Origin of the sequence: Sphingomonas gilva (assembly GCF_003515075.1) — a bacterium.
Lineage (GTDB): Bacteria > Pseudomonadota > Alphaproteobacteria > Sphingomonadales > Sphingomonadaceae > Sphingomonas > Sphingomonas gilva.
This window is the reverse complement of record NZ_QWLV01000010.1, coordinates 42,096-67,993: the sequence shown is the minus strand read 5'-3', so window position 1 is coordinate 67,993 and position 25,898 is coordinate 42,096. Positions and strand designations below refer to the sequence as shown.

The 25,898-nt window shown below is 65.8% G+C and carries 30 protein-coding genes; 2 read left to right on the top strand and 28 right to left on the bottom strand.

What is annotated here, in order from left to right; translation table 11 throughout:
• Window positions 1-4: 4 nt before the first annotated feature.
• From D1610_RS16155 to D1610_RS16060, 21 genes are all read right to left on the bottom strand, one after another.
• A complete protein-coding gene (locus D1610_RS16155) occupies window positions 5-706 on the bottom strand; it encodes a biotin--[acetyl-CoA-carboxylase] ligase (protein ID WP_118865235.1) in 702 nt (233 codons plus the stop codon).
• The gene (nuoN, locus tag D1610_RS16150) at window positions 703-2,160 is read right to left on the bottom strand and encodes an NADH-quinone oxidoreductase subunit NuoN (RefSeq protein WP_118865234.1); all 1,458 of its coding nucleotides are present in this window, start codon (window positions 2,158-2,160) and stop codon (window positions 703-705) included. Before nuoN ends, D1610_RS16155 begins: the two co-directional genes overlap by 4 nt.
• Window positions 2,160-3,698 carry an NADH-quinone oxidoreductase subunit M gene (locus tag D1610_RS16145; protein WP_118865276.1) on the bottom strand — a complete coding sequence of 513 codons (1,539 nt, stop codon included), beginning with the start codon at window positions 3,696-3,698 and terminating at the stop codon, window positions 2,160-2,162. Before D1610_RS16145 ends, nuoN begins: the two co-directional genes overlap by 1 nt.
• Before the next feature lie 141 nt (window positions 3,699-3,839).
• The gene (nuoL, locus tag D1610_RS16140) at window positions 3,840-5,921 is read right to left on the bottom strand and encodes an NADH-quinone oxidoreductase subunit L (RefSeq protein WP_182466881.1); all 2,082 of its coding nucleotides are present in this window, start codon (window positions 5,919-5,921) and stop codon (window positions 3,840-3,842) included.
• Between the two features lie 4 nt (window positions 5,922-5,925).
• Window positions 5,926-6,231, bottom strand: coding sequence for an NADH-quinone oxidoreductase subunit NuoK (gene nuoK / locus D1610_RS16135; protein ID WP_118865233.1), 306 nt, complete (start codon window positions 6,229-6,231; stop codon window positions 5,926-5,928).
• A gap of 154 nt (window positions 6,232-6,385) precedes the next feature.
• Window positions 6,386-6,997, bottom strand: a complete 612-nt coding sequence (locus D1610_RS16130; protein ID WP_118865232.1) for an NADH-quinone oxidoreductase subunit J — start codon at window positions 6,995-6,997, stop codon at window positions 6,386-6,388.
• 33 nt (window positions 6,998-7,030) lie between these two features.
• Window positions 7,031-7,516 (bottom strand): NADH-quinone oxidoreductase subunit NuoI, encoded by a 486-nt coding sequence (gene nuoI, locus D1610_RS16125; protein WP_118865231.1) that lies wholly within the window; start codon window positions 7,514-7,516, stop codon window positions 7,031-7,033.
• Entirely contained in the window at window positions 7,513-8,571 is a 1,059-nt protein-coding gene (nuoH, locus tag D1610_RS16120; protein WP_118865230.1) for an NADH-quinone oxidoreductase subunit NuoH, read from the bottom strand. The genes nuoI and nuoH overlap by 4 nt, the downstream gene beginning before the upstream one ends.
• Window positions 8,568-10,592, bottom strand: a complete 2,025-nt coding sequence (nuoG, locus tag D1610_RS16115; RefSeq protein ID WP_118865229.1) for an NADH-quinone oxidoreductase subunit NuoG — start codon at window positions 10,590-10,592, stop codon at window positions 8,568-8,570. Before nuoG ends, nuoH begins: the two co-directional genes overlap by 4 nt.
• Complete coding sequence (gene nuoF / locus D1610_RS16110) at window positions 10,592-11,896, bottom strand: NADH-quinone oxidoreductase subunit NuoF (RefSeq protein WP_118865228.1); 1,305 nt, start codon at window positions 11,894-11,896, stop codon at window positions 10,592-10,594. Before nuoF ends, nuoG begins: the two co-directional genes overlap by 1 nt.
• The gene (locus tag D1610_RS17200) at window positions 11,896-12,048 is read right to left on the bottom strand and encodes a hypothetical protein (RefSeq protein ID WP_182466880.1); all 153 of its coding nucleotides are present in this window, start codon (window positions 12,046-12,048) and stop codon (window positions 11,896-11,898) included. Before D1610_RS17200 ends, nuoF begins: the two co-directional genes overlap by 1 nt.
• Window positions 12,045-12,710, bottom strand: coding sequence for a complex I 24 kDa subunit family protein (locus tag D1610_RS16105; RefSeq protein WP_118865227.1), 666 nt, complete (start codon window positions 12,708-12,710; stop codon window positions 12,045-12,047). The genes D1610_RS17200 and D1610_RS16105 overlap by 4 nt, the downstream gene beginning before the upstream one ends.
• Window positions 12,703-12,891 (bottom strand): hypothetical protein, encoded by a 189-nt coding sequence (locus D1610_RS16100; protein WP_118865226.1) that lies wholly within the window; start codon window positions 12,889-12,891, stop codon window positions 12,703-12,705. The genes D1610_RS16105 and D1610_RS16100 overlap by 8 nt, the downstream gene beginning before the upstream one ends.
• On the bottom strand, window positions 12,888-14,123 hold the full coding sequence (locus D1610_RS16095; protein ID WP_118865225.1) for an NADH-quinone oxidoreductase subunit D: 1,236 nt from the start codon (window positions 14,121-14,123) through the stop codon (window positions 12,888-12,890). Before D1610_RS16095 ends, D1610_RS16100 begins: the two co-directional genes overlap by 4 nt.
• Entirely contained in the window at window positions 14,123-15,013 is an 891-nt protein-coding gene (locus D1610_RS16090) for an NADH-quinone oxidoreductase subunit C (RefSeq protein WP_118865224.1), read from the bottom strand. The genes D1610_RS16095 and D1610_RS16090 overlap by 1 nt, the downstream gene beginning before the upstream one ends.
• Window positions 15,010-15,546, bottom strand: a complete 537-nt coding sequence (locus tag D1610_RS16085) for a NuoB/complex I 20 kDa subunit family protein (RefSeq protein ID WP_118865223.1) — start codon at window positions 15,544-15,546, stop codon at window positions 15,010-15,012. Before D1610_RS16085 ends, D1610_RS16090 begins: the two co-directional genes overlap by 4 nt.
• Window positions 15,537-15,911 (bottom strand): NADH-quinone oxidoreductase subunit A, encoded by a 375-nt coding sequence (locus D1610_RS16080; RefSeq protein WP_118865222.1) that lies wholly within the window; start codon window positions 15,909-15,911, stop codon window positions 15,537-15,539. Before D1610_RS16080 ends, D1610_RS16085 begins: the two co-directional genes overlap by 10 nt.
• Window positions 15,912-16,014: 103 nt before the next feature.
• Window positions 16,015-16,833 carry an inositol monophosphatase family protein gene (locus D1610_RS16075; protein ID WP_118865221.1) on the bottom strand — a complete coding sequence of 273 codons (819 nt, stop codon included), beginning with the start codon at window positions 16,831-16,833 and terminating at the stop codon, window positions 16,015-16,017.
• Between the two features lie 95 nt (window positions 16,834-16,928).
• Complete coding sequence (efp, locus tag D1610_RS16070; RefSeq protein WP_118865220.1) at window positions 16,929-17,492, bottom strand: elongation factor P; 564 nt, start codon at window positions 17,490-17,492, stop codon at window positions 16,929-16,931.
• 48 nt (window positions 17,493-17,540) lie between these two features.
• Window positions 17,541-18,182 carry a M23 family metallopeptidase gene (locus tag D1610_RS16065; protein ID WP_118865219.1) on the bottom strand — a complete coding sequence of 214 codons (642 nt, stop codon included), beginning with the start codon at window positions 18,180-18,182 and terminating at the stop codon, window positions 17,541-17,543.
• 4 nt (window positions 18,183-18,186) lie between these two features.
• Window positions 18,187-19,134 (bottom strand): L,D-transpeptidase family protein, encoded by a 948-nt coding sequence (locus tag D1610_RS16060; protein ID WP_245942337.1) that lies wholly within the window; start codon window positions 19,132-19,134, stop codon window positions 18,187-18,189.
• Window positions 19,135-19,345: 211 nt separating this feature from the next.
• Between D1610_RS16060 and D1610_RS16055 the strand changes: the two genes are divergently transcribed.
• On the top strand, window positions 19,346-19,891 hold the full coding sequence (locus tag D1610_RS16055; RefSeq protein WP_182466879.1) for a YcbK family protein: 546 nt from the start codon (window positions 19,346-19,348) through the stop codon (window positions 19,889-19,891).
• Window positions 19,892-20,073: 182 nt separating this feature from the next.
• Here the strand turns inward: D1610_RS16055 and thiE are convergent, their stop codons facing one another.
• Entirely contained in the window at window positions 20,074-20,787 is a 714-nt protein-coding gene (thiE, locus tag D1610_RS16045; protein WP_118865216.1) for a thiamine phosphate synthase, read from the bottom strand.
• On the opposite strand from thiE, the gene D1610_RS16040 reads away from it, so the two are divergent.
• Entirely contained in the window at window positions 20,786-21,538 is a 753-nt protein-coding gene (locus D1610_RS16040; RefSeq protein WP_118865215.1) for a DUF72 domain-containing protein, read from the top strand. The two genes, thiE and D1610_RS16040, sit on opposite strands and share 2 nt — an antisense overlap.
• A 20-nt stretch (window positions 21,539-21,558) precedes the next feature.
• Here the strand turns inward: D1610_RS16040 and D1610_RS16035 are convergent, their stop codons facing one another.
• The 6 genes from D1610_RS16035 to gap form a co-directional block, all read right to left on the bottom strand.
• Window positions 21,559-22,467, bottom strand: coding sequence for a class I fructose-bisphosphate aldolase (locus D1610_RS16035; RefSeq protein ID WP_182466878.1), 909 nt, complete (start codon window positions 22,465-22,467; stop codon window positions 21,559-21,561).
• A 20-nt stretch (window positions 22,468-22,487) separates the two neighbouring features.
• The gene (locus tag D1610_RS16030) at window positions 22,488-22,814 is read right to left on the bottom strand and encodes a type II toxin-antitoxin system PemK/MazF family toxin (protein ID WP_118865213.1); all 327 of its coding nucleotides are present in this window, start codon (window positions 22,812-22,814) and stop codon (window positions 22,488-22,490) included.
• On the bottom strand, window positions 22,811-23,074 hold the full coding sequence (gene relB, locus D1610_RS16025) for a type II toxin-antitoxin system RelB family antitoxin (RefSeq protein WP_118865212.1): 264 nt from the start codon (window positions 23,072-23,074) through the stop codon (window positions 22,811-22,813). Before relB ends, D1610_RS16030 begins: the two co-directional genes overlap by 4 nt.
• Window positions 23,075-23,126: 52 nt before the next feature.
• Complete coding sequence (locus tag D1610_RS16020) at window positions 23,127-24,314, bottom strand: phosphoglycerate kinase (RefSeq protein WP_425453249.1); 1,188 nt, start codon at window positions 24,312-24,314, stop codon at window positions 23,127-23,129.
• Between the two features lie 2 nt (window positions 24,315-24,316).
• Window positions 24,317-24,775: an MOSC domain-containing protein gene (locus D1610_RS16015; RefSeq protein ID WP_182466877.1), complete on the bottom strand. Its 459-nt coding sequence runs from the start codon at window positions 24,773-24,775 to the stop codon at window positions 24,317-24,319.
• A 109-nt stretch (window positions 24,776-24,884) separates the two neighbouring features.
• Window positions 24,885-25,892: a type I glyceraldehyde-3-phosphate dehydrogenase gene (gap, locus tag D1610_RS16010; protein WP_118865209.1), complete on the bottom strand. Its 1,008-nt coding sequence runs from the start codon at window positions 25,890-25,892 to the stop codon at window positions 24,885-24,887.
• Window positions 25,893-25,898: the final 6 nt, after the last annotated feature.

Genomic DNA, 25,898 nt, shown 5'->3' with positions numbered 1-25,898 from the left:
CCCTTCAGATCAGGAAAACGTCGGCGGCGTGAATGACACGGGTCGATCCGTCCGCCAAGCGCAGGACGAGCGCGCCGTCCTCGTCGAGGCCGTCGAACAGCCCCTCGACCGCGCCGCCATCGGGCAGGTTGGCGGTGAGCGCGGTGCCCTTGGGATGCGCCCGCTCGATCCACCACCGGCGGACAGGGGCAATCCCCTCGCCCCGCCAGCGTTCCAGCCAACGCGCGAAGCTGTCGGCGAGCATTTCCAGGAAGGGCTCGGGGCCGATGGGCGCACCGTGCGCGGCGAGGCTTGTAACCGGACGCGGCAGGCCCTCTGGATGATGCGCCAGATTGACGCCGATGCCGATCACCACCGCATCGCCGGCGCGTTCGAGCAGGATACCAGACAGCTTCGCTCCGCCGAGCAGCAAGTCATTGGGCCATTTGATCGTCAGGTCACCGCCCGGCAGCACTGTGCGCACCACCTCTTCCAACGCCACCGCCGCGACCATCGCCAGCGTCGCCGCCGGCGGACCGCCCGGCCGCAACCGCACGATCGTGCTGGCGTAGAGATTGCCTCGCGGCGAATCCCATGCCTTGCCCTGCCGCCCGCGCCCGGCGGTCTGGCGCTCGGCCCGCAGCCACAGCCCTTCCTCCGCGCCGCTCGCCGCGAGCGCGATCATGTCGGCGTTGGTCGATGCCGTCTCTGCGACGGTGCGGATCAGAACAGCGAAACCGCGGCGCGCTGCGCGGCGAGCCCCAACGGTGCGATCAGCAGATAGCCGATCGGCGACACCAGGATCGCCGCGACGGTGATCAGTCCGCCCTCGACATAGCTTTCGACCGGACGGAACGCCGGCGCCGGCTCATCGAAGTACATCGTCTTGACGATCTTCAGATAGTAGTAGGCGCCGATCACGCTGGCGGCGATGCCGACCGCGGCGAGGGTCAGGTACCCCGCCGCCACCGCCGCGTCGAACACCAGGAACTTCGCCCAGAAGCCCATCAGCGGCGGAATGCCGGCCAGGCTGAACATGAAGATGGCGAGCGCCGCCGCCACGCCCGGCCGCGTCTTGGACATGCCGGACAGGCTGGCGATGTCCTCCACCGGCTGCCCATCGGCGCCGCGCATCTGCAGCACGCAGAGGAACGCGCCCAGCGTCATCGCGACATAGATCGCCATATAGCTCATCACCGCGGCGACACCCTCGGGATTGCCCGCGGCGAGGCCGATCAGCGCGAAGCCGACATTGTTGATCGAGCTGTACGCCAGCAGCCGCTTGATGTTGGTCTGGCCGATCGCCGCCACCGCGCCTAGGATGATTGAGGCGAGCGCGGCGAAGATCACGATCTGCCGCCATTCGTCGGTCGCGGTGCCCATGCCCTCGACCGCCAGCCGCACCGCCAGCGCCATCGCCGCCACCTTGGGCGCGGAGGCGAAGAAGGTGGTCACCGGCGTCGGCGCGCCCTCGTAGACGTCGGGCGTCCACATGTGGAACGGCACCGCGCTGATCTTGAAGGCGATGCCTGCAAAGGTGAAGACGATCCCGAACAGCAGGCCCAAGGAAAGCCCGTTCTCACTCCCCTGCTGCTGCGCGATACCGACCGCGATCTCCTCGAAGATCGTCGTGCCGGTGAAACCGTAGACCAGCGAGATGCCGTAGAGCAGGATTCCGCTCGCGAGCGACCCGAGCACGAAATATTTGAGCCCCGCCTCGGCCGATCGCGTGTCGCGCCGCATGAAGCTCGCCAGCACATAGGCGGCGAGGCTCTGCAGCTCGAGCCCGACATAGAGCGTAATCAGATCGGCGGCCGACGCCATCATTCCCATGCCGACCGCGGAGAACAGGATCAGCACCGGATATTCGGGCTTCAGGTCGTCGCCCTCGGTGCGCGCGAAGAAGCGCGGCGCGATGGCGATGGCGACCGCCGCGGCGATGAAGATCAGCGCCTTGGCGAAACCGGCGAAGGCGTCCGCCTTGTACAGCCCGTCGAATGCGACGCCACCCGAAGTCGGCGGCCCGATCAGCGAGAAGGATGCGGTGAGGAGCGCCCCGATCGCGAGACCGCTCACCCAGCGCGTCGAACCGCCCCAGGCGGCGACGAGAAGCAGCGCGATCCCGGTCACCGAGAGGATGATCTCCGGCATCGTCATCGCAAGATTGGCGGCGTAATCCATCAGTGCGCCCCCTCATGCGCGGTCTCTGCATGAGCGGCTGCTGCGGCTGGCTTGCCCGCGGTCAAATGCGCATCGCCCGCCGGTCGCGCGCGCTCGATCCGCGCGACCAAGGTGCCGACATCGTTGCGCATCGGCGCCAGGAAGCTTTCCGGATAGACGCCCATCCACAGCACCACCGCAGCGATCGGCGCAAGCAGCCACAGTTCACGCGCCGATAGGTCCGGCATCGCGCGGACATCGTCCTTGGTCAGATCGCCGTACGCGATGCGCCGATAGAGATAGAGCGAATAGGCCGCGCCCAGGATGATGCCCGTCGTGCACACCAGCGCCACCCAGCTCGATACCTGGTATACGCCCATCAGGCTCAGGAACTCGCCGACGAAGCCAGACGTGCCGGGCAAACCGATCCCCGCCATGGTGAACAGCAGGAACAGCACGGCATATTTGGGCATGTTGATCGAAAGCCCGCCATAGCGGTCGATCTCGCGCGTGTGCAGCCGGTCGTAGATCACGCCGACGCACAGGAACAGCGCGCCGGAGACCAGGCCGTGGCTGAGCATCACGATCAGCGCGCCCTCGATCCCCTGCCGGTTGAAGGCAAACAGCCCGACCGTGACGATCGCCATGTGCGCGACCGAGGAATAGGCGATCAGCTTCTTCATGTCCTGCTGGACCAGCGCGATTAGGCTGGTCGCGACCACTGCGATCATCGACAGCGCGAAGATCAGCCAGACCAGCTGCGCCGAGGCTTCGGGGAACATCGGCAGGCTGAAACGCAGGAAGCCGTATCCACCCATCTTGAGGAGCACACCCGCGAGAATGACCGAACCTGCGGTCGGCGCCTGGACGTGCGCGTCGGGCAGCCAGGTGTGCACCGGCCACATCGGCATCTTCACCGCGAAGCTGGCGAAGAAGGCGAGCCAAAGCCACGTCTGCGCCTCAACGGGGAAGTCGGTCTGGAGCAGCACGGGAATGCTGGTGGTGCCGGCAAATTGCACCATCCACAGCATCGCGATCAGCATCAGCACCGATCCGAGCAGCGTGTAGAGGAAGAATTTGTAGCTGGCGTAGATGCGGTTCGCCCCGCCCCAGATGCCGATGATCAGGTACATCGGGATCAGGCCGGCCTCGAAGAAGATGTAGAACAGGAACAGATCCTGCGCGGCGAACACGCCGATCATCAGCACTTCCATCAACAGGAAGGCGGCCATGTATTCGGGCACCCGCGTTTTGATCGCTTCCCAGCTGGCGCCGATGCAGATCGGCATCAGGAACACCGTCAGCATCAGCAGCATCAGCGCCATGCCGTCGATGCCCAGCGCCCAGGCGAAGCGCCCGAACAGCGGGGCGTATTCGGTGAACTGCCACTGCGGCCCGCTGATATCGTAATTGACCCACAGCATGACGCCGAGGGCGAGGTCGATCAGCGTCGCCCCCAGGGCCAGCCAGCGCGCGGCATTGGCGCCGACGAAGAGGCAGGCGATCGCCGCCGCCATCGGCAGCGCGATCATCAGGGAGAGGATAGGGAAACCGTCCAAATTCATTACTCTACTCCCCTCCCTGGAAAGGGAGGGGTAGGGGGTGGGTCGACGCCGCGAAAACCGGCGAGGCGTGAAGCGCGCTGCGCGCGCACCCACCCCCGGCCCCTCCCTTGCAGGGAGGGGAGAAGATGACCGCGCTCATCGCGAAATCGCCCAGGTGACCGCGGCGGTCAGGCCGAGCAGCATCACCAGCGCATAGGTATAGACATAGCCCGACTGCAGCCGCGCCGTAATCCGGCCGCCGCCCGCCACCAGCGCGGCCAGGCCGTTGGGGCCGAACCGGTCGATCGTGCCCTCATCGCCCTTCTTCCAGAACAGGCGCCCCAGCCAGAAGGCCGGCTTGACGAAAACGACATGGTACAGTTCGTCGAAATACCATTTGTTGAGCACGAAGGCGTGGAGCACGCGGAAGCTTTCGGTGAAGCGCGCCGGCCAGTCGCGATGGACCAGATACGCCAGCACCGCGATTCCCAGGCCTATCAGCATCGCCGCGGTCGCCGACAGCTTCACCCACAATGGCACCTCATGCATCGCGTGCATCAGATGCTCGTCATAGGCGAGCGACCCGACCCAGAAGGCGCCATTCTCAAGGAAGGCGTGGCTGAAGACGAAGCCGGCGAGCACCGCGCCGATCGCCAGCACGCCCAGCGGCACCAGCATGGTCAGCGGGCTTTCGTGCGGGTGATAGCCGCCGGTGCCGGTCTTCACCTCCGCCGCACCCGGCGCATGCGTGTGCGGATCGTGCCCGGCATTCTCCTGCGCGGGCGCATTGTCGTGCGCGTCGCCATGGGCGTGCGTGTCGTGATCGCCATGCGCATCGTGCAGCGCGTGCTGGATGTGCTCGGACGCCGCCCAGCGCGGCTCTCCGAAGAAGGTCATGAAGATCAGCCGCCACGAATAGAAACTGGTGAGCAGCGCCGCGAACGCGCCTACCCAGAAGGCTGTGACCCCGCCCCCGCCGCTGGCATAAGCCGCCTCCAGGATCGCGTCCTTCGAATGGAAGCCGGCAAAGCCCGCATGCAGCCAATAGACGCCGACCCCGGTGATCGCGAGCGTGCCCGCCATCATCATCCAGAAGGTGAACGGGATGCTCTTACGCAGTCCGCCGTAGAAACGCATATCCTGCTCATGGTGCATCGCGTGGATCACCGATCCCGCACCCAGGAACAGCAGCGCCTTGAAGAAGGCGTGGGTGAAAAGGTGGAACATCGCCGCGTTGTAGGCACCGACGCCGGCCGCGAAGAACATATAGCCGAGCTGCGAACAGGTCGAATAGGCGATCACCCGCTTGATATCCATCTGCGCGGTGCCGACGGTCGCGGCGAACAGGCAGGTCGCGGCGCCGATGAAGGTGACGAAGCCCAATGCCACCGGCGCGACCTCGAACATCGGCGACAGGCGGCAGACCATGAACACACCCGCGGTCACCATCGTCGCCGCATGGATCAGCGCTGAAACCGGCGTCGGACCCTCCATCGCGTCGGGCAACCAGGTGTGCAGGCCCAGCTGCGCGGATTTGCCCATGGCGCCGATGAAGAGCAGCAGGCACAGCACGGTCATCGTGTCGAAGCGGTAGCCGAGGAAGCCGATGGTCGATCCCGCCATGCCGGGCGCCGCCTCAAGGATCTCGGGGATCGAGATGGTGCCGAACACCAGAAAGGTGCCGAAGATGCCGAGCATGAAGCCAAGATCGCCGACGCGGTTGACGACGAACGCCTTGATCGCGGCGGCGTTTGCGGAAGGCTTCTTGAACCAGAAGCCGATCAGCAGATAGCTGGCGAGGCCGACGCCCTCCCAGCCGAAGAACATCTGGACCAGGTTGTCCGCGGTCACCAGCATCAGCATCGCGAAGGTGAACAGCGACAGATAGGCGAAGAAGCGCGGCTGATCCGGGTCCTCCTCCATATAGCCCCAGCTATAGAGATGGACGAGCGCGGAGACGGTGGTGATGACGACCAGCATCACCGCGGTCAGCGTGTCGACGCGCAGCGCCCAGTCGACGTTCAGGTCGCCCGAAACGATCCAGCTGAAGACCGGCTGGACATAAGCCGCCTGATCGCCGCCAAGAAACGCCAGAAAGATCGGCCAGCTGAGCGCGCACGACGCGAACAGCGCGCCGGTGGTGATCAGCTTGCCGACAATATTGCCGAGCATGCGGTTGCCCAGGCCGACGATGATCGCCGCCAGCAAGGGCAGGAAGACGATGAGCTGGATGTTCACGTGTTCAGCCCTTCATCCGGCTGGGATCGTCGACCGAAATCGTCCCCCGGCCGCGGAAATAGATCACCAGAATGGCCAGTCCGATCGCCGCCTCGCCTGCCGCCACGGTCAACACGAACATGCTGAACACCTGGCCGACCAGATCGCCCAGCGCCGCCGAAAAGGCGATCAGGTTGATGTTCACCGCCAGCAGGATCAGCTCGATCGCCATCAGGATGACGATAATGTTCTTCCGGTTGATGAAGATGCCCAGCACGCCGATGACGAACAGGATCGCAGCGACGACGAGATAGTGGGTCAGGCCGATCATATCGCGGCTCCTGCAACTAGGACCGCGCCATAACCAAGCTCGTCACCCCGGACTTGTTCCGGGGCCCATCTCTCCTCCGGCCAGGCGCTCGCTTGTGGCGCAATGGATGCCGGAACAAGTCCGGCATGACGGGTAAGGAGGAACGGTTGGGGCCTCACAACTCCACCCCCTGTCCGACGCTGGGCTTCATGTTGCGCGTCGAATCCTGGGGGCGCCGGCGCACCTGCCGCGCGATATTCTGCGGCCGCGTGCCGCCCCGGGTACGGTGCGTAAGCACGATCGCGCCGACCATCGCCACCAGCAGAACCAGCCCGGCAGCTTCGAAGATGTATAAATAGCGCGTGTAGAGCAGCCGCCCCATCGCTTCGATATTGGGCATGTCGCCTGCCGCCGGCGCGATCCGCGCGCCCATGTCCACACCCCCGGCGTTCCACGCGGCGACGGCGAAGATCACCTCGGCAGCCAGCACCAGCGCCAGCAGCAGCCCGAACGGCAGATACCGCATGAAGCCGGCGCGCATCTCCGCGAAATCGACGTCGAGCATCATCACGACGAACAGGAACAGCACCGCGACCGCGCCGACATAGACGATCACCAGCAGCATCGCGATGAACTCGGCGCCGGCGATCAGCATCAACCCGGCGGCGTTGAAGAACGCCAGGATCAGCCACAGCACCGAATGCACCGGGTTGCGCGCGGTGATCGTCAGCACCGCCGCGGCGATGACGACGATGGCGAACAGGTAAAAGGCGAGTGTCTGAATCACGCTGGCAGATGGCCCCTCTTGGTGGCGTGGCGCTTAACGGTAGGGCGCATCGGCGGCAAGGTTCGCGGCGATCGCACGCTCCCACCGGTCGCCGTTGTCGAGCAGCTTGGACTTGTCGTAGATCAGTTCCTCGCGGGTTTCGGTCGAAAATTCGAAGTTCGGCCCCTCGACGATCGCATCGACCGGGCAGGCCTCCTGGCAGAATCCGCAATAGATGCACTTGGTCATATCGATATCGTAGCGCGTCGTGCGGCGCGATCCGTCGTCGCGCGGCTCAGCCTCGATGGTGATCGCCTGCGCCGGGCACACCGCCTCGCACAGCTTGCACGCGATGCACCGCTCCTCCCCGTTCGGATAACGCCGCAGCGCATGCTCGCCGCGGAACCGGGGCGAGATCGGGTTCTTCTCGAATGGATAGTTGATCGTCGCCTTGGGCTTGAAGAAATACCTCAAGGTCAGCGCATGCGCCTTGACGAACTCCCACAGGGTGAACGCCTTGATATGGGCAGCAATGCTCATGCGGGCACTCCGTAGCGGACCAGCATCAGATAGCCCGAGATCAGGAACAGGAAGGTCAGCGACAGCGGCAGGAAGATCTTCCAGCCCAGTCGCATCAGCTGGTCGTAGCGGAAGCGCGGGACGGTCGCCTTCACCCAGCTGAACACGAAGAAGAAGAACAGAATCTTGCCGAACAGCCAGAGGATGCCGGGAATGTCGAACCAGGGAATCAGGTCGATATCGAGCGGCGGCAGCCAGCCGCCCCAGAACAGGATGGCGTTCAGCGCGCACATCAGGATGACGTTCGCATACTCACCCAGCCAGAACAGCGCGAAGGCCATTGACGAATATTCGGTCTGATAGCCGGCGACGAGCTCGCTCTCCGCCTCGGTCAGGTCGAACGGCGCACGCGCGGTCTCCGCCATCGAGGAGATCAGGAACACCACCGCCATCGGGAACAGGAGCGGGTTGAAGCCATAGCCATTCAAGAGCCCGAAAACGTGCGCCTCCTGGCCGAGCACGATGCCCGACAGGTTGAACGTTCCCGCCCACAGCACGACCGAGATCAGCACGAAGCCGATCGACACCTCGTAGGACACCATCTGCGCAGCGGCGCGCAAGGCGCTGTAGAAGGGGTATTTCGAGTTGGACGCCCAGCCGGCGATGATCACCCCATAGACGCCGAGGGACGACGCCGCGAGGATGTAGAGAAGGCCGACGTTGATATCGGCCAGCACCACGCCCGCATCGAACGGGATCACCGCCCAGACGATCAGCGCGATAGTGAAGGTGATGATCGGCGCGAGCAGGAACAGTCCGCGATTGGCCGCAGCCGGCACGATGGTTTCCTGAAGGAACACCTTCAGACCGTCTGCGAACGACTGAAGCAATCCGAACGGCCCCACCACATTGGGTCCGCGCCGGAGAGCCATCGCCGCCCAGATCTTGCGGTCGGCATAGATGATCATCGCCACGGCCAGCATCAGCGGCAAAGCGATGATGAGGATGCCGATGATCGTGGCGAGGAACCACGCCCAACCGTGCATCATGCCCCATGATTCGAACCACGCGGTCATTCCGCCGCCTCCGCGAAGTCTTCACCGTGGACCAGCTCGGCCGAGCAGCGCTGCATCGTCGGGGAGGCGCGGCAGATGGCGTTGGTCATGTAGAAGTCGGCGATCGGATAGGTCACCTTGCCCTCGCCCTTGGCCGCCAGCTTGGGCGGGTTCCAGTCGAAGCGGACCAGCCCCTCCTGCCCTAAAGCGGGCGCAGCCTCGGCCATCTTGGCGCGCAGTTGCTCGAACGTGTCGAACGGCAGCGTGTGGCCGAGCTTTTCGGAAAGCGCGCGCAGGATCGTCCAGTCCTCGCGCGCGTCGCCCGGCGGGAACACCGCACGGTCGCCGCGCTGCACGCGGCCTTCGAGATTGACATAGGTGCCGGGCTTTTCGGCATAGCTCGCACCGGGCAGCACCACGTCCGCCGCATGCGCGCCCCTGTCGCCGTGATGGCCGATATAGACCTTGAAGCTGTCTGCGAAGGCCGAGAAATCGACCTCGTCCGCGCCGAGGAAGAACGCCAGCCTCGGCTTCGCGGCGGCGATATCGGCGATGCCGCCCTTCTGCGCATAGCCCAGCATCAGCCCCCCCATCCGGCTCGCAGCCATGTGGAGAACGTTGAAGCCGTTCCAGCCCTGTCCTGAGCCTGTCGAAGCGGCATCGCGCACCAGGTTGAGCGTCTTGGCCAGCGCCAGCGCCGCGCCGTGCCCGCCCTTCAACGCCGCGCCGCCGACGATCACCATTGGCCGCTCGGCCTTGTCGAACGCATCGGCGGCCGCCTTGGGCAGCTTGCCGAGCAGCGACAGATCGTCGCCTAGCCATTCGACCTTGTAAGTCAGGTCGATCTCCGGCCCGATGGCGAAGACCTTCGCGCCCTTCTTGATCGCCTTCCGGATACGCGTGTTCACCAGCGGCGCTTCCCAGCGCAGGTTGGTGCCGATCAGCAGGATCGCGTCGGCTTCCTCGGCCCCCGCGATGGTGGTGTTGAAATTGACCGCGGCCAGGCTGGAGGTGTCGTAATCCATCCCCGTCTGACGGCCTTCGAGGAGGCTGCCGCCCATCGCGGTGACGAGCGCCCGGGCAGCGAACAAAGTCTCGCAATCGACCAGATCGCCGTGGATCGCGGCGATGCTCGATCCCGCATCCACGGCGGCGATCGCGGCGAACGCCTCGTCCCAGCTTGCGGGCACGAGCTTGCCGTCGCGCCGCACGAATGGGCGGTCCAGACGCCGCCGCACAAGGCCGTCCACCGCATGACGGGTCTTGTCGTGCGCCCATTCCTCGTTGACGTCCTCGTTGATCCTGGGCAGCGCGCGCAGCACCTGCCGGCCGCGGCTGTCGAGGCGGATGTTGGTGCCGACCGCGTCCATCACGTCGATGGAGAGCGTCTTCTTCAGCTCCCACGGCCGCGCCTCGAAAGCGTAGGGCTTGCTGGTCAGCGCGCCCACCGGGCACAGGTCGACGACATTGCCCGACAGCTCGGATGTCACCGCCTGTTCGAGGTACGAGGTGATCTGCATCCCCTCGCCGCGCCCCAGCGCGCCGATCTCCTCGACGCCGGCGACCTCCTCGGCGAAGCGCACGCAGCGGGTGCAATGGATGCAGCGGGTCATGATCGTCTTGACGATCGGCCCCATATATTTCTCGGTCACCGCCCGCTTGTTGGCGTCGTAGCGGCTGTGGCCCTTGCCGTATGCGATCGACTGGTCCTGCAGGTCGCATTCGCCGCCCTGGTCACAGATCGGGCAATCGAGCGGGTGGTTGATCAGGAGGAACTCCATCACCCCTTCGCGCGCATGTTTGACCATCGGCGAATCGGTGCGGATCTCCTGCCCGTCGGCGGCGGGAAGCGCACAGGACGCCTGCGGCTTGGGCGGCCCCGGCTTCACCTCCACCAGGCACATCCGGCAATTGCCCGCTATCGACAGCCGTTCGTGATAGCAGAAGCGCGGGATCTCCTTCCCCGCCGCCTCGCATGCCTGGAGCACGGTGGCGCCTGCTGGGACTTCAACTTCGATCCCGTCTACCTTGAGTGTCGGCATTACTCCGCCGCCTCCATCATGGGAGCAAGATAACCACCGTTCTTCTCGGCGATCCGCCGCTCGATCTCCGGCCGAAAATGCCGGATCAGGCCCTGGATCGGCCAGGCGGCGGCGTCGCCCAGCGCGCAGATGGTGTGGCCTTCGACCTGCTTGGTGACTTCGTGCAGCATGTCGATCTCGCTGATGTCGGCATCGCCCTCGCGCAGCCGCTCCATCACGCGCCACATCCAGCCGGTGCCTTCGCGGCACGGGGTGCATTGGCCGCAGCTTTCGTGCTTGTAGAAATAGCTGATGCGGCTGATCGCGCGGACGATGTCGGTGGACTTGTCCATGACGATCACGGCGGCGGTGCCGAGGCCCGATCCGAGCGCCTTCAGCCCATCGAAATCCATCGGCGCGTCCATAATCTGCGCCGCCGGCACCAGCGGCACCGACGATCCGCCGGGGATCACCGCGAGCAGATTGTCCCACCCGCCGCGAATTCCGCCGCCATGCTTCTCGATCAGCTCGCGGAACGGGATCGACATCGATTCCTCGACCACGCAGGGCGTGTTCACATGGCCGGAAAGCTGGAACAGCTTGGTCCCGGCATTGCCTTCGTTGCCGAAGCCCTTGAACCAGGCCGCTCCGCGCCGGAGGATCGTCGGCACCACAGCGATCGATTCGACATTGTTGACCGTCGTCGGGCAGCCATAGAGTCCCGCGCCCGCCGGGAAGGGCGGCTTCAGGCGCGGCTGGCCCTTCTTGCCCTCCAGGCTTTCGAGCATCGCGGTCTCTTCGCCGCAGATGTACGCGCCCGCGCCGCGGTGGACGAACACGTCGAAGTCATAGCCGGACTTGGCGGCATTCTTGCCGAGCAGACCCTTGTCGTACGCCTCGGCAACCGCGGCGAACAGCGTCTCCGCCTCGCGGATGAACTCGCCGCGAATGTAGATGTACGCCGCCCGCGCGCGCATCGCGAAGCCGGCGATCAGCGCGCCCTCGATCAGCTTGTGCGGATCGTGGCGGATGATCTCGCGGTCCTTGCAGCTGCCCGGTTCCGATTCGTCGGCGTTGATGACCAGGAAATTGGGCCGGCCGTCCTTCGATTCCTTGGGCATGAAGCTCCACTTCATGCCCGTCGGGAAGCCCGCCCCGCCGCGCCCGCGCAGCCCCGAGGCCTTGATCTCCTCGATGATCGCGTCCTGTCCGCGCGCCATCAGCCCCTTGGTGTCGTCCCAGTCGCCGCGCTTCAGCGCCGCGTCGAGATTCCACGGCTGGAAACCATAGACGTTGGTGAAGATGCGGTCCTTGTCGGCGAGCATCAGCGCCCTCCCCGCTTCGAGAAAGCACCGAACGCCATCAGCACCACCCCGACCGCTAGCGCGACCAGTATCAACCCGAAGGCGAGCTTGAGCAGCACGCCGAGCAGCGCGACGGCCAGGATGATCAGCCCGATGACGATCAGCAGGTTCATGCCCATTCCCCGCGATAATCGTGGTTGGCAGCGACCATGTCCTTTAGCGTGGTAGGCCCGCCTTCAGGGCAGCTGGTCTGACGCTCGACCTGCGGGCCCGCCTTGGGGCTCTCTCCACGCGCCAGCGCCTCCAGCACCGCGGTCATGCTGTCGTAGGTCAGGTCTTCGTAATTATCGTCGTTGATCTGGACCATCGGCGCGTTGGCGCAGGCGCCCAGGCATTCGACCTCGGTCAGGGTGAACAGGCCGTCGGGCGTGGTCTTGCCCTTCTGCAGCCCGTGGTTCTTGCACGCGGCGAGCACATCGTCCGACCCGCGCAGCATGCACGGCGTCGTGCCGCACACCTGGACGTGGTAGCGGCCGACGGGCGCGAGATTGTACATGGTGTAGAAGCTCGCGACCTCCAGCACGCGGATATAGGCCATGCCGAGCTGCTCGGCGATCTTCTCCATCACCGGGATGGGCAGCCAGCCCTGCGTGTTGGTCTCCTCGCCGATCTGCCGCTGGGCGAGATCGAGCAGCGGCATCACCGCCGACGCCTGCCGCCCCTCGGGATAGCGCGCGATGATGATCTTCGCGGCCTCGACATTGACCGGCGACCACGCCCAATCGCCCCACCGCGCGCGGGTCTCGGCTTCGTCGGGAAGGTGGATGTCAGCCATCTTGCTTTTGCCATATGAAGACGCGCTCGCCCCGGCGATAGGCCAAGACGGTCAAAATAACGACCACCGCCCAACCCAATCCGAGCACAACAAACAAAGTGCTTCTGCCCGCCTCATCAGCTAGCTTGAATCCAAGAAAAGCCGACATCAGGATGATGACCAGAGTTTCTCGATTGCTCACCGGTCGCACTCCCCGAACACGATGTCCATCGCGCCCAGCACCGCCGTGGTGTCCGCCAGCATGTGGCCCTTCATCATGAAATCCATCGCCTGGAGATGGCTGAACGCGGTCGGACGGATCTTGCAGCGATAGGGCCTGTTGCTGCCGTCGCTCACCAGATAGACGCCGAACTCCCCCTTGGGGCTCTCCGTCGCGACATAGACCTCGCCCGCGGGCACGTGGAAGCCCTCGGTGTAGAGTTTGAAATGGTGGATCAGCGCCTCCATCGATCGCTTCATGTCGGCGCGCTTGGGCGGCGCCACCTTGCGGTCGAGGCTGCTGACCGGGCCTTCCGGCATCTCGGCCAGGCACTGCTTCATGATCCGCGCGGACTGGCGGACCTCCTCGACGCGCACCATGAACCGATCGTAGCAATCGCCCTTGGTGCCCACCGGCACCTCGAAATCCATGCGATCATAGACGTCGTAGGGCTGCGACCTGCGCAGGTCCCAGGGCACGCCCGCGCCGCGGATCATCGGACCCGAAAAGCCCCAGGCGAGCGCGTCTTCACGGCTGACCACCGCGATATCGACGTTGCGCTGCTTGAAGATGCGATTGTCGGCGACCAGGCTGATCGCATCCTCGAACAGGCGCGGAAGGCGCGTGTCGAGCCAGTCGGCAATGTCGGTCAGCAGCTTCAGCGGCACGTCCTGATGCACGCCGCCGGGCCGGAAATAGGCCGCGTGCATCCGCGCGCCGGACGCGCGCTCATAGAAGTTCATGCAGTCTTCGCGCAGCTCGAACAGCCACAGATTGGGCGTCATCGCGCCCACGTCCATGACGTGCGAGCCGAGATTAAGCATGTGGTTCTTGATGCGCGTCAGCTCGGCGAAGAACACCCGGAGATATTGCGCGCGCAGCGGCACCTCCAGATCGAGCAGCTTCTCGACCGCGAGCACATAGCTGTGCTCCATGCACATCGGCGAGCAGTAATCGAGCCGGTCGAAATAGGGCAGCGCCTGCAGATAGGTCTTGTACTCGATCAGCTTCTCGGTGCCGCGGTGAAGCAGGCCGACATGCGGATCGACCCGCTCGACGATCTCGCCGTCCAGCTCCATGACGAGACGCAGCACGCCGTGCGCCGCCGGGTGCTGCGGGCCGAAATTGATCGTGTAATTCTGGATCGCGACATCGCCCAGGGTCGGGTCGGCGGCATCGGCATGGCCCAGCCGTTCGTCGAAAACCTCAGCCATCAGCTGTCACTCTTCTTCGCCCGCGGCTTGCGCGTGGAGGGCTTCTTGGCCGGATCGGAATCGGCGCTGGTGGTGTCGTTCTGCGGCTGGGGCTTGCGCGGACTGCGCGTGCGCTTCGCCGCCTGCGCATTGGCGGGCTCCCCGGCGCCGGTGTCGGAGGTCTTCTCGGTCGTCTTCTTCTCGATCACGTCGACCTTGTTCGCCGCGATCGCCTTGTCGGCCTTGGCGAGCTGGTCGGCCGTCACCGGGCTCGGCGCGCCCTTGGCCTCGGGCTGGGCGCCCTTCTCGTCGCCCGGCAGGACATATTCGGCGCCTTCCCAGGGACTCATGAAATCGAAGCTGCGGAAATCCTGCGCCAGCCGCACGGGCTCATAGGCGACGCGCTTGGTCTCCTCCGAATAGCGCAGCTCGACGAAACCGGTCAGCGGGAAATCCTTGCGCTGCGGATGGCCGCGAAAGCCGTAATCGGTCAGGATGCGGCGCAGATCGGCGTTGCCCTCGAACAGCACGCCGTACATGTCGTACACCTCGCGCTCCAGCCAGCCGGCGACCGGCCAGATCGAGGTGACCGAGGGGACCGGCTGCGCCTCGTTGGTCGTCACGCGCACGCGCAGGCGATGGTTTCGCGTGACCGAGAGAAGGTGATAGCAGACGTCGAACCGTTCTGGCCGCTCGGGATAGTCCACCCCTGCTATCTCCATCAGCTGTTGATATTCCAGGCCGGGCGTATCCCTGAGCGCGGTCATCGCCGCGACCAGGCCGTCGCGGGAGAGATTGAGCGTTACCTCGCCCACCTTGTCCTGCGCATCCAGGAACGCCGCGCCAAGGGCGGCGCGCGCAGCTTCGATCACGCCGTCATTGGCGGCATAGACTGGCGCTGGCGAGCTCACCGTTCGATCGTCCCCATGCGGCGGATCTTCCGCTGCAGCTGCATCACGCCGTAGAGCAACGCCTCCGCGGTCGGCGGGCAGCCGGGAACATAGATGTCCACCGGTACGATCCGGTCGCAGCCGCGCACCACGCTGTAGCTATAATGGTAATAGCCTCCGCCATTGGCGCAGCTGCCCATCGAGATGACGTATTTCGGCTCCGACATCTGGTCGTAGACGCGCCGGAGCGCGGGCGCCATCTTGTTGCACAATGTGCCGGCGACGATCATCACGTCCGACTGGCGCGGGGATGCGCGCGGCGCGGCGCCGAAGCGCTCCATGTCGTAGCGCGGCATGTTGACGTGGATCATCTCGACCGCGCAGCAGGCGAGACCGAAGGTCATCCACCACAGGCTGCCGGTGCGCGCCCATTGGAACAGGTCCTCGGTCGAGGTGACGAGGAAGCCCTTGTCGGTCAGCTCGCCGTTCAGATCGTTGAAGAAGGTCTGATCGGGAAGCGTGCCCGCGGGCGGTGCTGTCAGCTCTACTCCCAATCCAGCGCTCCCTTCTTCCAGGCATAGGCGAGGCCCAGCGCCAGCTCACCGATGAAGATCATCATCGCGATCCACGCCGACCAGCCGATCCCGAACACGCTCACCGCCCAGGGGAAGATGAACGCGGCCTCGAGGTCGAAGATGATGAACAGGATCGCGACCAGATAGAAGCGCACGTCGAACTGGCTGCGCGAATCCTCGAAGGCGGGAAAGCCGCACTCATATTCGGAGAGCTTCTCCGGCGTCGGCTGGTGCGATCCGGTAAGGCGCGAGGCCAGCATGGGCAGCACGACGAAAGCGCCGGACAGCGCGAGCGCGACGCCCAGGAACAGGAGGATCGGCAGATATTGCGATAGGTCTAGCAACGGGACTCTCGCGGATGCGAACGGTTTGTCGGGGGCGCTTTAGGCCGATGGTCCGGGTGGGGCAAGGCTCGCGAAGCGTGAGAATCGCTCGCAAAAGCGCGCGTCAGGCGTTTCTCAGCGCGCCGGCCACCAGCTTGTGCAGCCGCGTGTGCAGGCCATCGTTGGCGGCCAGCATCTCGCGGCGCTCGATCGGCTTGTCGCCGCCGCGGTAATCGGTCACGAAACCGCCCGCCTCGCGCACCAGCAGCATGCCTGCGGCGACGTCCCACGGCTCGAGATCGTTCTCCCAGAAACCGTCATATCGCCCGGCCGCGACCCAGGCGAGGTCGAGCGCGGCCGATCCGAAGCGGCGGATGCCCGCCACCTCGGGCGCGATCGCGCCGAAGATGCGGCTCCACTTGGTGATGTCGCCATGCCCGGCATAGGGCACGCCGGTCGCGATCAGCGCCTCGGTCAGGTCGCGCCGGGCGGACACGCGCAGCCGCGCATCCTGCAGCCAGGCGCCTCGCCCCTTCTCCGCCCAGAAGCTCTCGTCGGTCAGCGGCTGATAGACGAGCGCGGTGGTCAGTTCGGTCTTGCCCGAAGGAAGCGGCGTCTCGACCGCGATCGAGATGGCGAAGTGCGGGATGCCGTGGATGAAGTTGGACGTGCCGTCGAGTGGATCGATCACGAAGCGCGGCTTGGTCGGATCGCCGGCGATCAGCCCCCGCTCCTCCATCAGGAAGCCCCAGTCCGGCCGCGCGCGGCTTAATTCCTCGTACAGCGTCTGTTCGGCCCGCTGATCCGCCATGGTGACGAAATCCGCCGTGCCCTTGCGGCTGACCTGCAGCTGCTGGACTTCGTTGAAGTCGCGCCGAAGCCGCGGCGCGGCCTTGCGCGCGGCGCGCTCCATGATGGTGAGAAGACCGGAATGAGAGGGCATGTTTCTTCTTTCCCCCTCCCGCTTTTGGGAGGGTTGTTCGGGAGCGCCGGACTCAGGCCCTCCCCTAGCCCCTCCCGCAAGCGGGAGGGGAATGATCAGTCCGCGCGCCTCACATAGGTGCGCTCATAGACGTCCACCACGATGCGCGTGCCGCTGGTGATGTGCGGCGGCACCATCACGCGCACGCCGTTGTCGAGCATCGCGGGCTTGTAGCTGGAAGAGGCGGTCTGCCCCTTCACCACCGCGTCGGCCTCGACGATGGTCGCCTCGACGGTGTCGGGCAGCTGCACGCTGATCGGCTTCTCGTCGTGCAGTTCCATCACCACGTCCATGCCGTCCTGCAGGAACTCGGCGGCGTCACCCAGCACGTCCTTGTCGAGCGTGATCTGCTCGTAGCTGTCCTTGTCCATGAAGGTCAGCTGGTCGCCGTCGGCGAAGAGGAACTGGAAGTCCTTGGTGTCCAGCCGCACGCGCTCGACCGTCTCGGCCGAACGGAAGCGGACGTTGGTCTTGCGCCCGTCGATCAGGTTCTTCATCTCGACCTGCATATAGGCTCCGCCCTTGCCGGGCTGGGTGTGCTGGATCTTCACCGCGCGCCAGATGCCGCCTTCATATTCGATGATGTTGCCCGGGCGAATGTCGACGCCGCTGATCTTCATGGGGATGCACCTGTCTGCAGATATGGAAAGAGCGTGAAGGCGTGGCCCTTAGCCGCCGCCCCCGCTCCCCGCAAGCAGCGGATAGGGATTGACCGGCCGCCCGCCCGACCAGTTGTCCCCCGGGGCCATCAGCGAGATGCCGAAATGGAGGTGCGTGTTGCCCGGCCCGGCATTGCCGCTGTCGCCGACCGTCGCGATCGGCTGTCCGGCGGAGACGATCGCGCCCTCGCGGATGCCGCGGACATAGCGGTCGAGATGCGCGTAATAATATATCAGCTTGCCCGAGGGCGACCGGATGTAGAGCGTCGTGCCGCCGTCGTCGCTCTGGAACAGCTTGGCGACCCTGCCCTTGGCCGCCGCGAGCACCGGCGTGCCGCGCGGCGCGGGAATGTCGATCGCCAGATGCGACCGCGAACCGCCGCCCCGCGCATCGCCCCAGCTGTCATAGAGCTGGTCGGGCCGGACTCCGGCCACCGGCACGATCAGCCCGGATGCGGTCACCGAGCGGGCGAGCCGCACCTCGTCGACATCGGCGGGCGTCCGCTCATCGAACAACGTCGGCGTCGCGCGCGCCGGCGCCGCAGCGGGTTCCGCGGTCCGGATCGCCGGCCCCTCGCCGCCCAGCAAAGCGACCAGCGCCGCGCCCAGCAAGGCGAACAGGCCCAGCATCATCCAGCCGAACCGTGTCATGCGGTCAGGCCTGGAACAGCGCCGGTGTGCCGGGCTTGACCATCAGCGACAGCCGCGCCGCATCCCAGTTGGTCAGGCGAATGCAGCCATTGCTTTCGGCGCGGCCGATCGTGCTCGGCTCATTGGTGCCGTGAATCCCGTAATGCGGCTTGCTGATGTCGATCCACACCACGCCCACCGGCGAATTGGGTCCCGGCGGCACCTCTACCTTGGGATCGCTCTGATCGGCGGTTTTGAGGAGATCGGGATTGTACGACCAAGTCGGGTTGTACGCGGTGCCCTTGATCGTCCATTTGCCCAGCGGCAGCGGATCGGAGGACGAGCCCATGGTCGCGGGAAACTGCGCCACCAGCTTGTCCGCCTTGTCGTACACCCGAAGCACGCCGTCCGACTTGTCGACGACGATCCGCGCAGCCTCGGGCTGATCGGCGGTGACGTTGAGCCCGCCCAGCGTCGCGCGCCATTGATCGCTCAGATCCGCGGGATAGTCGCGTGACAGCGGCAACGCGTTGGGAAAGACCAGCTTCGCGCCCGCCCCCAGCCTGGCGTCGCGCCCGTTGAGCGCGACCAGCGTCGCCGGCGTGGTGTGGAATTGCTCGGCGAGCTTCTCCAGCAGGTTCTTGTAGTTGAGCGCGGAAAGCTTCGATTGGGCGACGGGATCGTCGGGGAACGGATTGGTGAACGGCCCCTTGGCGGTTGAGGGCGCAACGATCAGCTCGCGCGTCGGCCGCCAGGCGCGATAGGGGTGCAGCTCCCGCAACGTCGCCGGGTCGATCTCGCCGGTCACCTTCAGCCCGCGCGCTTCCTGGAAGCCGCGCAGCGCCGCCGTCAGCGACTGCCCGCGCTTTCCGTCGAGCACGCCCGGCGAGAAGCCGAGCTTGCCTAGGATCACCTGCACGTGCAGCACATTCATGTCGATCGGGGAAACCGATGCGGCGCGCGGAGCGGCCACATTCTGCGCCTCGGAGGCCGAAACGAGGCCAGCCGTGGCCAGACCGAGACAAGCTACGGAAACAAAAGCTTTATACACGCCCAGACGCTCCTAACTTACGCACATGCCATTTCAACGCCGTAACGAGGGCTTGTTTCCGAACACGCCCCCCGAAACGTCCGATGCCTCCCGCCGCGCCCTGCTGTTCGGTGGCCTTGCCGCAGGCGGCGCCATGCTCCTGCCCGGCGGTCTCGGCAGCGCGACGCGTCCCTTTCTTCCCGTCGATGCCGCAACCGAACCGTCGGCCCCGCCGCCGCTCCCCGAAAAGCGCATCGCCTTTCGCAGCGTCAACACCGGCGAGCGGATCGATGCGCGCTATTTCAATGCGAATGGCTGGGACGCGGAAGGTCTCGCCGAGATCAACCACGGCTTGCGCGATTGGCGCACCGGCGAGGTGTTCGAGATCGATCGCAAGCTGATCGCGCTGCTCACCGATCTGCGCGACACGCTGGAGGTCGCGCCGCGAACCGCATTCGACCTCATCTCCGGCTATCGGTCGCCGGCGACCAACAGCAGCCTGCGCAAGGCCGGTGGCGCCCATACGGGAGTCGCGACCAAGAGCCAGCACATGTTGGGCAAGGCCGCCGATATTGCGCTCCCCGGCATTCCGCTCGATCGCCTCCGCAGCGCCGCCCGCGCCGCGCAGAAAGGCGGCGTCGGCTTTTATCCGGTCGACGGCTTCGTCCATGTCGACACCGGGCGCGTACGATTCTGGTGAGCCCCGTTCAGGGATAATTCTGCCGTGCGTGCTTCTTCGATTCGATCACCGCGCGCATTTCCGCCATCACCTCCTCATGATGCCTGCACCTTGGCGCGGAACCAAACGTCGTAAGCCGCCTCTTCCTCGCTGTTCGCGAACTCCGATTCGATGGGCGAATACTTCGTCATGCCGCCAGATTATCAGCTTGCGCCGGAATTGGCGAGAACCTCGCCGAACGCCCTCACCGCCGCCGCTTCATCGCCGCCCCACACGGCATTTGACACCGCGATGAAGTCGGCGCCCGCCGCCGCTAGCGGCGCGGCGTTGTCCGGCGTGATGCCGCCGATCGCGACCGATGGCAGCTCGAACATCGTCGCCCACCAGCTCAAGATCGACGGTTCCGGATGGTGGCGAACCTCCTTGGTCGTGGTCGGATAGAAGCTGCCGAACGCGACATAATCCGCGCCCGCCTCGCCTGCCTCCATCGCCAGGTGCCGGCTGTCGTGGCAGGTCACGCCGATCTGCGCGGATGGGCCGAGCACGGTCCGCGCGTCGCGCGGGTCGCCGTCGCCCTGCCCCAGATGCACGCCGTCCGCCCCCAGCCGCCGGGCCAGCGCGATGCTGTCGTTGACGATGAACGCGACTTGCGCGTCGGCGCAGATGCGCTGCAGCGGCTCGGCCAGCCGCGCCGCTTCATGCTGGTCGACATCCTTTACCCGGAACTGGAACGCGGCGACCGGCCCCGCATCCAGCGCGCGCGCCAGCCGATCGGCGAAGCCGCCCGTCATATCGAGCGGCGAGATCAGATAGAGCTGGCACGGCGGCCGTTTGTCATCGCGCACGAATTGATCCGCAAAGCCTTCCAGCGCGTTGTTGTCCAGCAGCGCCTCGTCACTTTCGGGATCAATCGGCATGTCTCACTCCAAGCGCGCGGACATCCGCGTGGGTTGTTCCGGCTGGAACTATCGTCATTGGCGCGGCGCATTCTACCCGGAAAAGTTGCCGGTCAAGTCATGGTTCTCACACTATGCCGAGCATTTCGATACGGTGGAGATCAACAACAGCTTCTACCGCCTGCCCAGGGCGGAGACCTTCGATGCGTGGCGTGAGCAGGCGCCGGCGGGCTTCTGCTACGCGGTGAAGGCCAACCGATATCTCACCCAGGCGAAGAAGCTGAAGAACTGCGAACAACCGCTCGCGCGGATGATCGCGCCGACGCGACACCTGGAAAGCACGCTGGGACCCATATTGTTCCAGCTTCCCCCTCGCTTCCGTCTCAATCTGGAGCGGCTGGAGAGCTTCCTCGTCCTGCTGCCGGACGACGTGACGGCGGTGTTCGAGTTTCGCGACAAGAGCTGGCTGATCCCGGATACGCTCGACTTGCTCGAACGCCACGGCGCGTCATTCTGCGCGCACGACATGCCGGGCCTCGCCACGCCGCGCTGGGCCACAGGCCCCGCCGCCTATGTCCGCTTCCACGGCGGCGAGGGCAAATATTGGGGCCGCTATTCGGACGAAGCCTTGCTCGACTGGAGCGACTGGATGGTTGAGCAGGCCCGGGCGGGGCGAGCCGTATGGGCCTATTTCAACAATGACGCGGAAGCCCATGCCATCCATGACGCGCTGACGCTGAAGGCGATGATCCGGCAGCGGAAACCTGGCTAGAGTTCGTCCTCCAGCCGGACCTATTCCTCGCCCTTGTAGATGCGCACGAGCCTGTCGAGCATGGCGAGCGCGTCCTCGCGGCTGCGCTGGAATGTGTTGCGGCCGATGATCGATCCATTGCCGCCGCCGTCGCGGATGTCGCGCGCGTCCTGGAACACCGCGTCCTCGCCCTTGGCCGCGCCGCCGGAGAACACCACGATCCGCCGCCCGCCCAGGCACGCCTTCACGACATGCGCGACGCGGTCCGATTGCTTCGACCAGTCGGTCCCTTCATAGGCCTTCTGCGCGTCCTTCTGCTCGACATGGTCGCTTGGCAGCTTGACCTTTATGATGTGCGCGCCAAGCAACGCGGCCATGTGCGCGGCATAGGCGCCGACGTCCAGCGCCAACTCACCCGACTTGGGCAGCGCGCCGCCGCGCGGATAGGACCAGATCACCGTGGCGATGCCGACCGAGGCGGCCTCGGCGCGCATCTCCTTGATCTCCTCCATCATGTCGAAGCAATCGTCGCTGCCCGGATAGATCGTAAAGCCGATCGCCGAGCACCCCAGCCGCAGCGCGTCGTCCACGCCGCCGGTCAGCGCCTGGTTGGCGCCGGTCGCCCAGCTGTTCGAGCTGTTGACCTTGAGGATCGTCGGAATCTGTCCGGCGAAGCTCGATGCCCCCGCCTCGATCATACCCAGAGGCGCGGCATAGGCGGAAAGGCCCGCATCGACCGCCATCTGGAAGTGGTAATGCGGGTCATAGGCCGGCGCGTTGACCGAGAAGCTGCGCGCCGGGCCATGCTCGAAGCCCTGGTCGACCGGCAGGATGACCAGCTTGCCCGTGCCGCCCAGCCGTCCCTGCATCAGAATGCGGGCGAGATTCGCCTTCACGCCCGGATTGTCGGATTCGTAATTGGCGAGAATGGCCTTCACGGTCGGCGTCATTGTAATCCCCTTAGTGTTTGCTAGAGGGCGAGCCAGCGCCGCAGCGCCTGGTCCACCAGAAACATCGTGTCCTCGGAGGCCTGACCGATTCGGCGGCCGATGCGATCCGCACGCACCGCCTGCAGCTTGTCGACGGCGATCTCGCTCGGTAAACGCAAACCCGTCGCGGCTCCGGGCAACACTGGAACGCGAAAAAGGTGATGCCCCGTCACGCCGCTGGTGACCAGACAGACCGTCACCGTCTGATGCGTTTCAAACACGCTGCTTTGCACGACGACGGCCGGGCGCGGCTTGCCGGCAAAATCGCCGCTGCGATCGGCGATGGTGACGAATTCTCCGCGCTTCATTCAGCGGCGTGGGGCGCTTGGTCGCGATCCGGATCGTCGTAGAGCACGCCGAGCCGTTCCCAAGCCTCGTCCTCATCGCTCCAGCCGCGCGCCGCGGCGCTACGCGATTGACGCCTTGCCTCCGCGAGAAAAGCTTGATCGTGCTGCTCGACGTAACGGCGCACCGCGTCGCGCGCGATATCGCTCTTCGACCGTCCCTGGCTACGCGCGACCGCAGACAGGCGGCGCTCAAGATCGTCGTCGAGTCGGACTCCCAACATTGCCGCACCTATGTGTTTAACATGTTAAACATAGCAGCGCCGCCAAGGGCTTTCAACGGGAAAGGGCCGCTACTCCCGGCAGCTCGCGGCCTTCCATCCATTCGAGGAAAGCGCCGCCCGCGGTTGAAACGAAGGAGAAATCGCCCGCGACGCCCGCCTGGTTCAATGCCGCGACGGTATCCCCACCACCTGCGACCGAGACCAGCTGACCCTCTTTGGTCAGCGCCGCCGCGGTCTTCGCCAGCGCGACGGTGGCCGCGTCGAACGGCGGCGTCTCGAACGCCCCCATCGGGCCGTTCCACACCAAAGTGCGGCAGGTCTTGAGCACGTCGGCCAGCGCCTCGACCGCGCTCGGCCCGACATCGAGGATCATCTCGTCGGCGGCGACTTCATGAACGTTGACGGTGCGCGTTTCCGGATTGGCGCGGAATTCCTTCGCCACCACAACGTCATAGGGCAGATGGACGGTGCAGCCGGCCTTGTCGGCGGCGTCCATGATCTCGTCGGCGGTGCCGGTCAGATCATGCTCGCACAAGGATTTGCCGACATCGACGCCGCGCGCGGCGAGGAAGGTGTTGGCCATGCCGCCCCCGATGATCAGGTGATCGACCTTGCCGACCAGATGCTTGAGCACGTCGAGCTTGGTCGAGACCTTGGCCCCGCCGACCACCGCGGCGACGGGATGCTCGGGGTTGCCCAGCGCCTTCTCCAGCGCGTCGAGCTCGGCCTCCATCGATCGCCCGGCAAAGGCGGGCAGCTTGTGCGCCAGCCCCTCGGTCGATGCGTGCGCGCGGTGCGCGGCGGAAAAGGCGTCGTTGACGTAGAGATCGCCCAGCGCCGCCAGCCGATCGACCGTGGCGGGATCGTTCTTCTCCTCTCCGGCATCGAAGCGGGTGTTCTCGAGGATGCCGACCTCGCCCGGCTGCATCGTCGCGATGGCGTCCGCGGCGCCCTGATCGTCGATGAAGCGCACCGGCCGGCCGAGCAGCTGGCTGAACGGCCGAGTCACCAGCGCGAGCGACATCTCCGGATTGCGCTGGCCCTTGGGCCGCCCGAAATGGGCGAGCACCACCACGATCGCGCCGCGATCGGCCAGCTCGCTCACCGTCGGCAGCGCCGCCCTCAGCCGCGTGTCGTCGCTGACCTGCCCGCCGTCCATCGGCACGTTCAGATCCTCGCGCACCAGCACGCGCTTGCCCGCGATATCGCCCATATCGTCGAGCGTCTTGAATGGCTTCATGGTCATTCCTCGATCCTGATCTCATCGCCGACGGCGATATCGCCGCCGCTCAGCACCCGCGCCAACGCGCCGCCGCGCCAGTCTGGGGTGAGCACCGCCTTCAGCCCGGGCGCGATCTCCTCCATGCGGCTGCACGGGTCGCATTCGACCGTGATCTCCAGCCGCACATCCCTGCCGATCGCGAGCACCGCGCCCGCCGTCTGCGGCAGGTCGAGGCCCTCGACCAGCAGGTTGGCGCGGCGCACCGACCAGTGCAGGTCCGCCCCCAGCTCGGCCATCGCCGCCGCCCAGTCGCCCGCTTCGATCAGCGAGACCTGGCGCTTGCCCTTGCCGCCCGGCCGAACCGCGCCGCGAAAATCACCGGCCAGGCCGCCTTTGAGGCTGACCGACACATGATCGATCACCTCGATCGGCCCGCGCGAACGCGCGTGGCGCGCAATCCCGGCGAGGCGGCCAGTCATGATATGCCCGTCGCCCCTGCGAAGGCAGGGGCCTCGATCGGCAAGCGGGACATCTGGTGTGCCACAAACCCAGAGGTCCCTGCCTCCGCAGGGACGACGGCGCCGAACATCAGATCAGCTTGGCCATCGCCGTCGCGGTATCGACCATGCGGTTGGAGAAGCCCCATTCATTGTCGTACCAGCTGACGACGCGGACCAGCTTGCCGTCCATCACCGCCGTCTCCAGGCTGTCGATGGTCGAGGACGCCGGGGTGTGGACGATGTCGATCGAAACCAGCGGCTCGTCCGAATAATGGAGCACGCCCTTCAGCGGCCCGCTCTCCGACGCCGCCTTCAGGATGGAGTTGACCTCCTCCTTGGTCGTATCGCGCTTGGGCGTGAAGGTCAGGTCGATCAGGCTGCCATCGGGCACCGGCACGCGGATCGCCGAACCGTCGAGCTTGCCCTTGAGCTCGGGCAGCACCTCGCCCACCGCGCGCGCCGCGCCGGTGGTGGTCGGGATCATCGACATGCCCGCGGCGCGCGCGCGGCGCAGATCGGGATGGATCTGGTCGAGGATCTTCTGGTCGTTGGTATAGGCGTGGACGGTGGTCATCAGCCCGCGCTCGATGCCCAGCGCGTCGTTCAGCACCTTGGCGACGGGCGCCAGGCAGTTGGTGGTGCACGATGCGTTGGAGACGATGTCGTGCCCCGCCTCCAGCTTGTCGTGGTTGACGCCATACACCACGGTCAGGTCGACGCCCTTGGCGGGCGCGGAGATCAGCACCTTCCTGGCGCCCGCGTCGATATGCTTCTGCGCGCTCTCGCGGTCGGTGAAGAAGCCGGTGCACTCCAGCACCAGCTCGACACCCAGCTCGCCGTGCGGCAGCTTGGCGGGATCGCGCTCGGCGGTGACGCGGATGCGCTTGCCGTCGACCACCAGGTCGTTGCCCTCGGCAGCGACGGTGCCGGGATATTTGCCGTGAACGCTGTCGCGGCTGAACAGCCAGGCGTTGGACTTGGCGTCGGCCAGGTCGTTGATCGCCACCAGTTCCAGGGCGCTGTCGCCACGCTCCAGGATCGCGCGCGCCACCAGCCGGCCGATGCGCCCGAACCCGTTGATCGCTACCTTGGTCATTGCTGT

What these genes read in the sequence shown, in the direction of transcription:
- nuoN (WP_118865234.1), bottom strand. Translation starts at nt 2,160, where the DNA reads ATGGATTACGCCGCCAATCTTGCGATGACGATGCCGGAGATCATCCTC.
- nuoK (WP_118865233.1), bottom strand. Translation starts at nt 6,231, where the DNA reads ATGATCGGCCTGACCCACTATCTCGTCGTCGCTGCGATCCTGTTCGTC.
- nuoI (WP_118865231.1), bottom strand. Translation starts at nt 7,516, where the DNA reads ATGAGCATTGCTGCCCATATCAAGGCGTTCACCCTGTGGGAGTTCGTC.
- nuoH (WP_118865230.1), bottom strand. Translation starts at nt 8,571, where the DNA reads ATGACCGCGTGGTTCGAATCATGGGGCATGATGCACGGTTGGGCGTGG.
- nuoG (WP_118865229.1), bottom strand. Translation starts at nt 10,592, where the DNA reads ATGCCGACACTCAAGGTAGACGGGATCGAAGTTGAAGTCCCAGCAGGC.
- nuoF (WP_118865228.1), bottom strand. Translation starts at nt 11,896, where the DNA reads ATGCTCGCCGACAAGGACCGCATCTTCACCAACGTCTATGGTTTCCAG.
- D1610_RS17200 (WP_182466880.1), bottom strand. Translation starts at nt 12,048, where the DNA reads ATGAACCTGCTGATCGTCATCGGGCTGATCATCCTGGCCGTCGCGCTG.
- D1610_RS16105 (WP_118865227.1), bottom strand. Translation starts at nt 12,710, where the DNA reads ATGGCTGACATCCACCTTCCCGACGAAGCCGAGACCCGCGCGCGGTGG.
- D1610_RS16095 (WP_118865225.1), bottom strand. Translation starts at nt 14,123, where the DNA reads ATGGCTGAGGTTTTCGACGAACGGCTGGGCCATGCCGATGCCGCCGAC.
- D1610_RS16075 (WP_118865221.1), bottom strand. Translation starts at nt 16,833, where the DNA reads ATGCCCTCTCATTCCGGTCTTCTCACCATCATGGAGCGCGCCGCGCGC.
- efp (WP_118865220.1), bottom strand. Translation starts at nt 17,492, where the DNA reads ATGAAGATCAGCGGCGTCGACATTCGCCCGGGCAACATCATCGAATAT.
- D1610_RS16065 (WP_118865219.1), bottom strand. Translation starts at nt 18,182, where the DNA reads ATGACACGGTTCGGCTGGATGATGCTGGGCCTGTTCGCCTTGCTGGGC.
- D1610_RS16055 (WP_182466879.1), top strand. Translation starts at nt 19,346, where the DNA reads ATGCTCCTGCCCGGCGGTCTCGGCAGCGCGACGCGTCCCTTTCTTCCC.
- D1610_RS16040 (WP_118865215.1), top strand. Translation starts at nt 20,786, where the DNA reads ATGTCTCACTCCAAGCGCGCGGACATCCGCGTGGGTTGTTCCGGCTGG.
- thiE (WP_118865216.1), bottom strand. Translation starts at nt 20,787, where the DNA reads ATGCCGATTGATCCCGAAAGTGACGAGGCGCTGCTGGACAACAACGCG.
- D1610_RS16035 (WP_182466878.1), bottom strand. Translation starts at nt 22,467, where the DNA reads ATGACGCCGACCGTGAAGGCCATTCTCGCCAATTACGAATCCGACAAT.
- D1610_RS16030 (WP_118865213.1), bottom strand. Translation starts at nt 22,814, where the DNA reads ATGAAGCGCGGAGAATTCGTCACCATCGCCGATCGCAGCGGCGATTTT.
- relB (WP_118865212.1), bottom strand. Translation starts at nt 23,074, where the DNA reads ATGTTGGGAGTCCGACTCGACGACGATCTTGAGCGCCGCCTGTCTGCG.
- D1610_RS16020 (WP_425453249.1), bottom strand. Translation starts at nt 24,314, where the DNA reads ATGAAGCCATTCAAGACGCTCGACGATATGGGCGATATCGCGGGCAAG.
- D1610_RS16015 (WP_182466877.1), bottom strand. Translation starts at nt 24,775, where the DNA reads ATGACTGGCCGCCTCGCCGGGATTGCGCGCCACGCGCGTTCGCGCGGG.
- gap (WP_118865209.1), bottom strand. Translation starts at nt 25,892, where the DNA reads ATGACCAAGGTAGCGATCAACGGGTTCGGGCGCATCGGCCGGCTGGTG.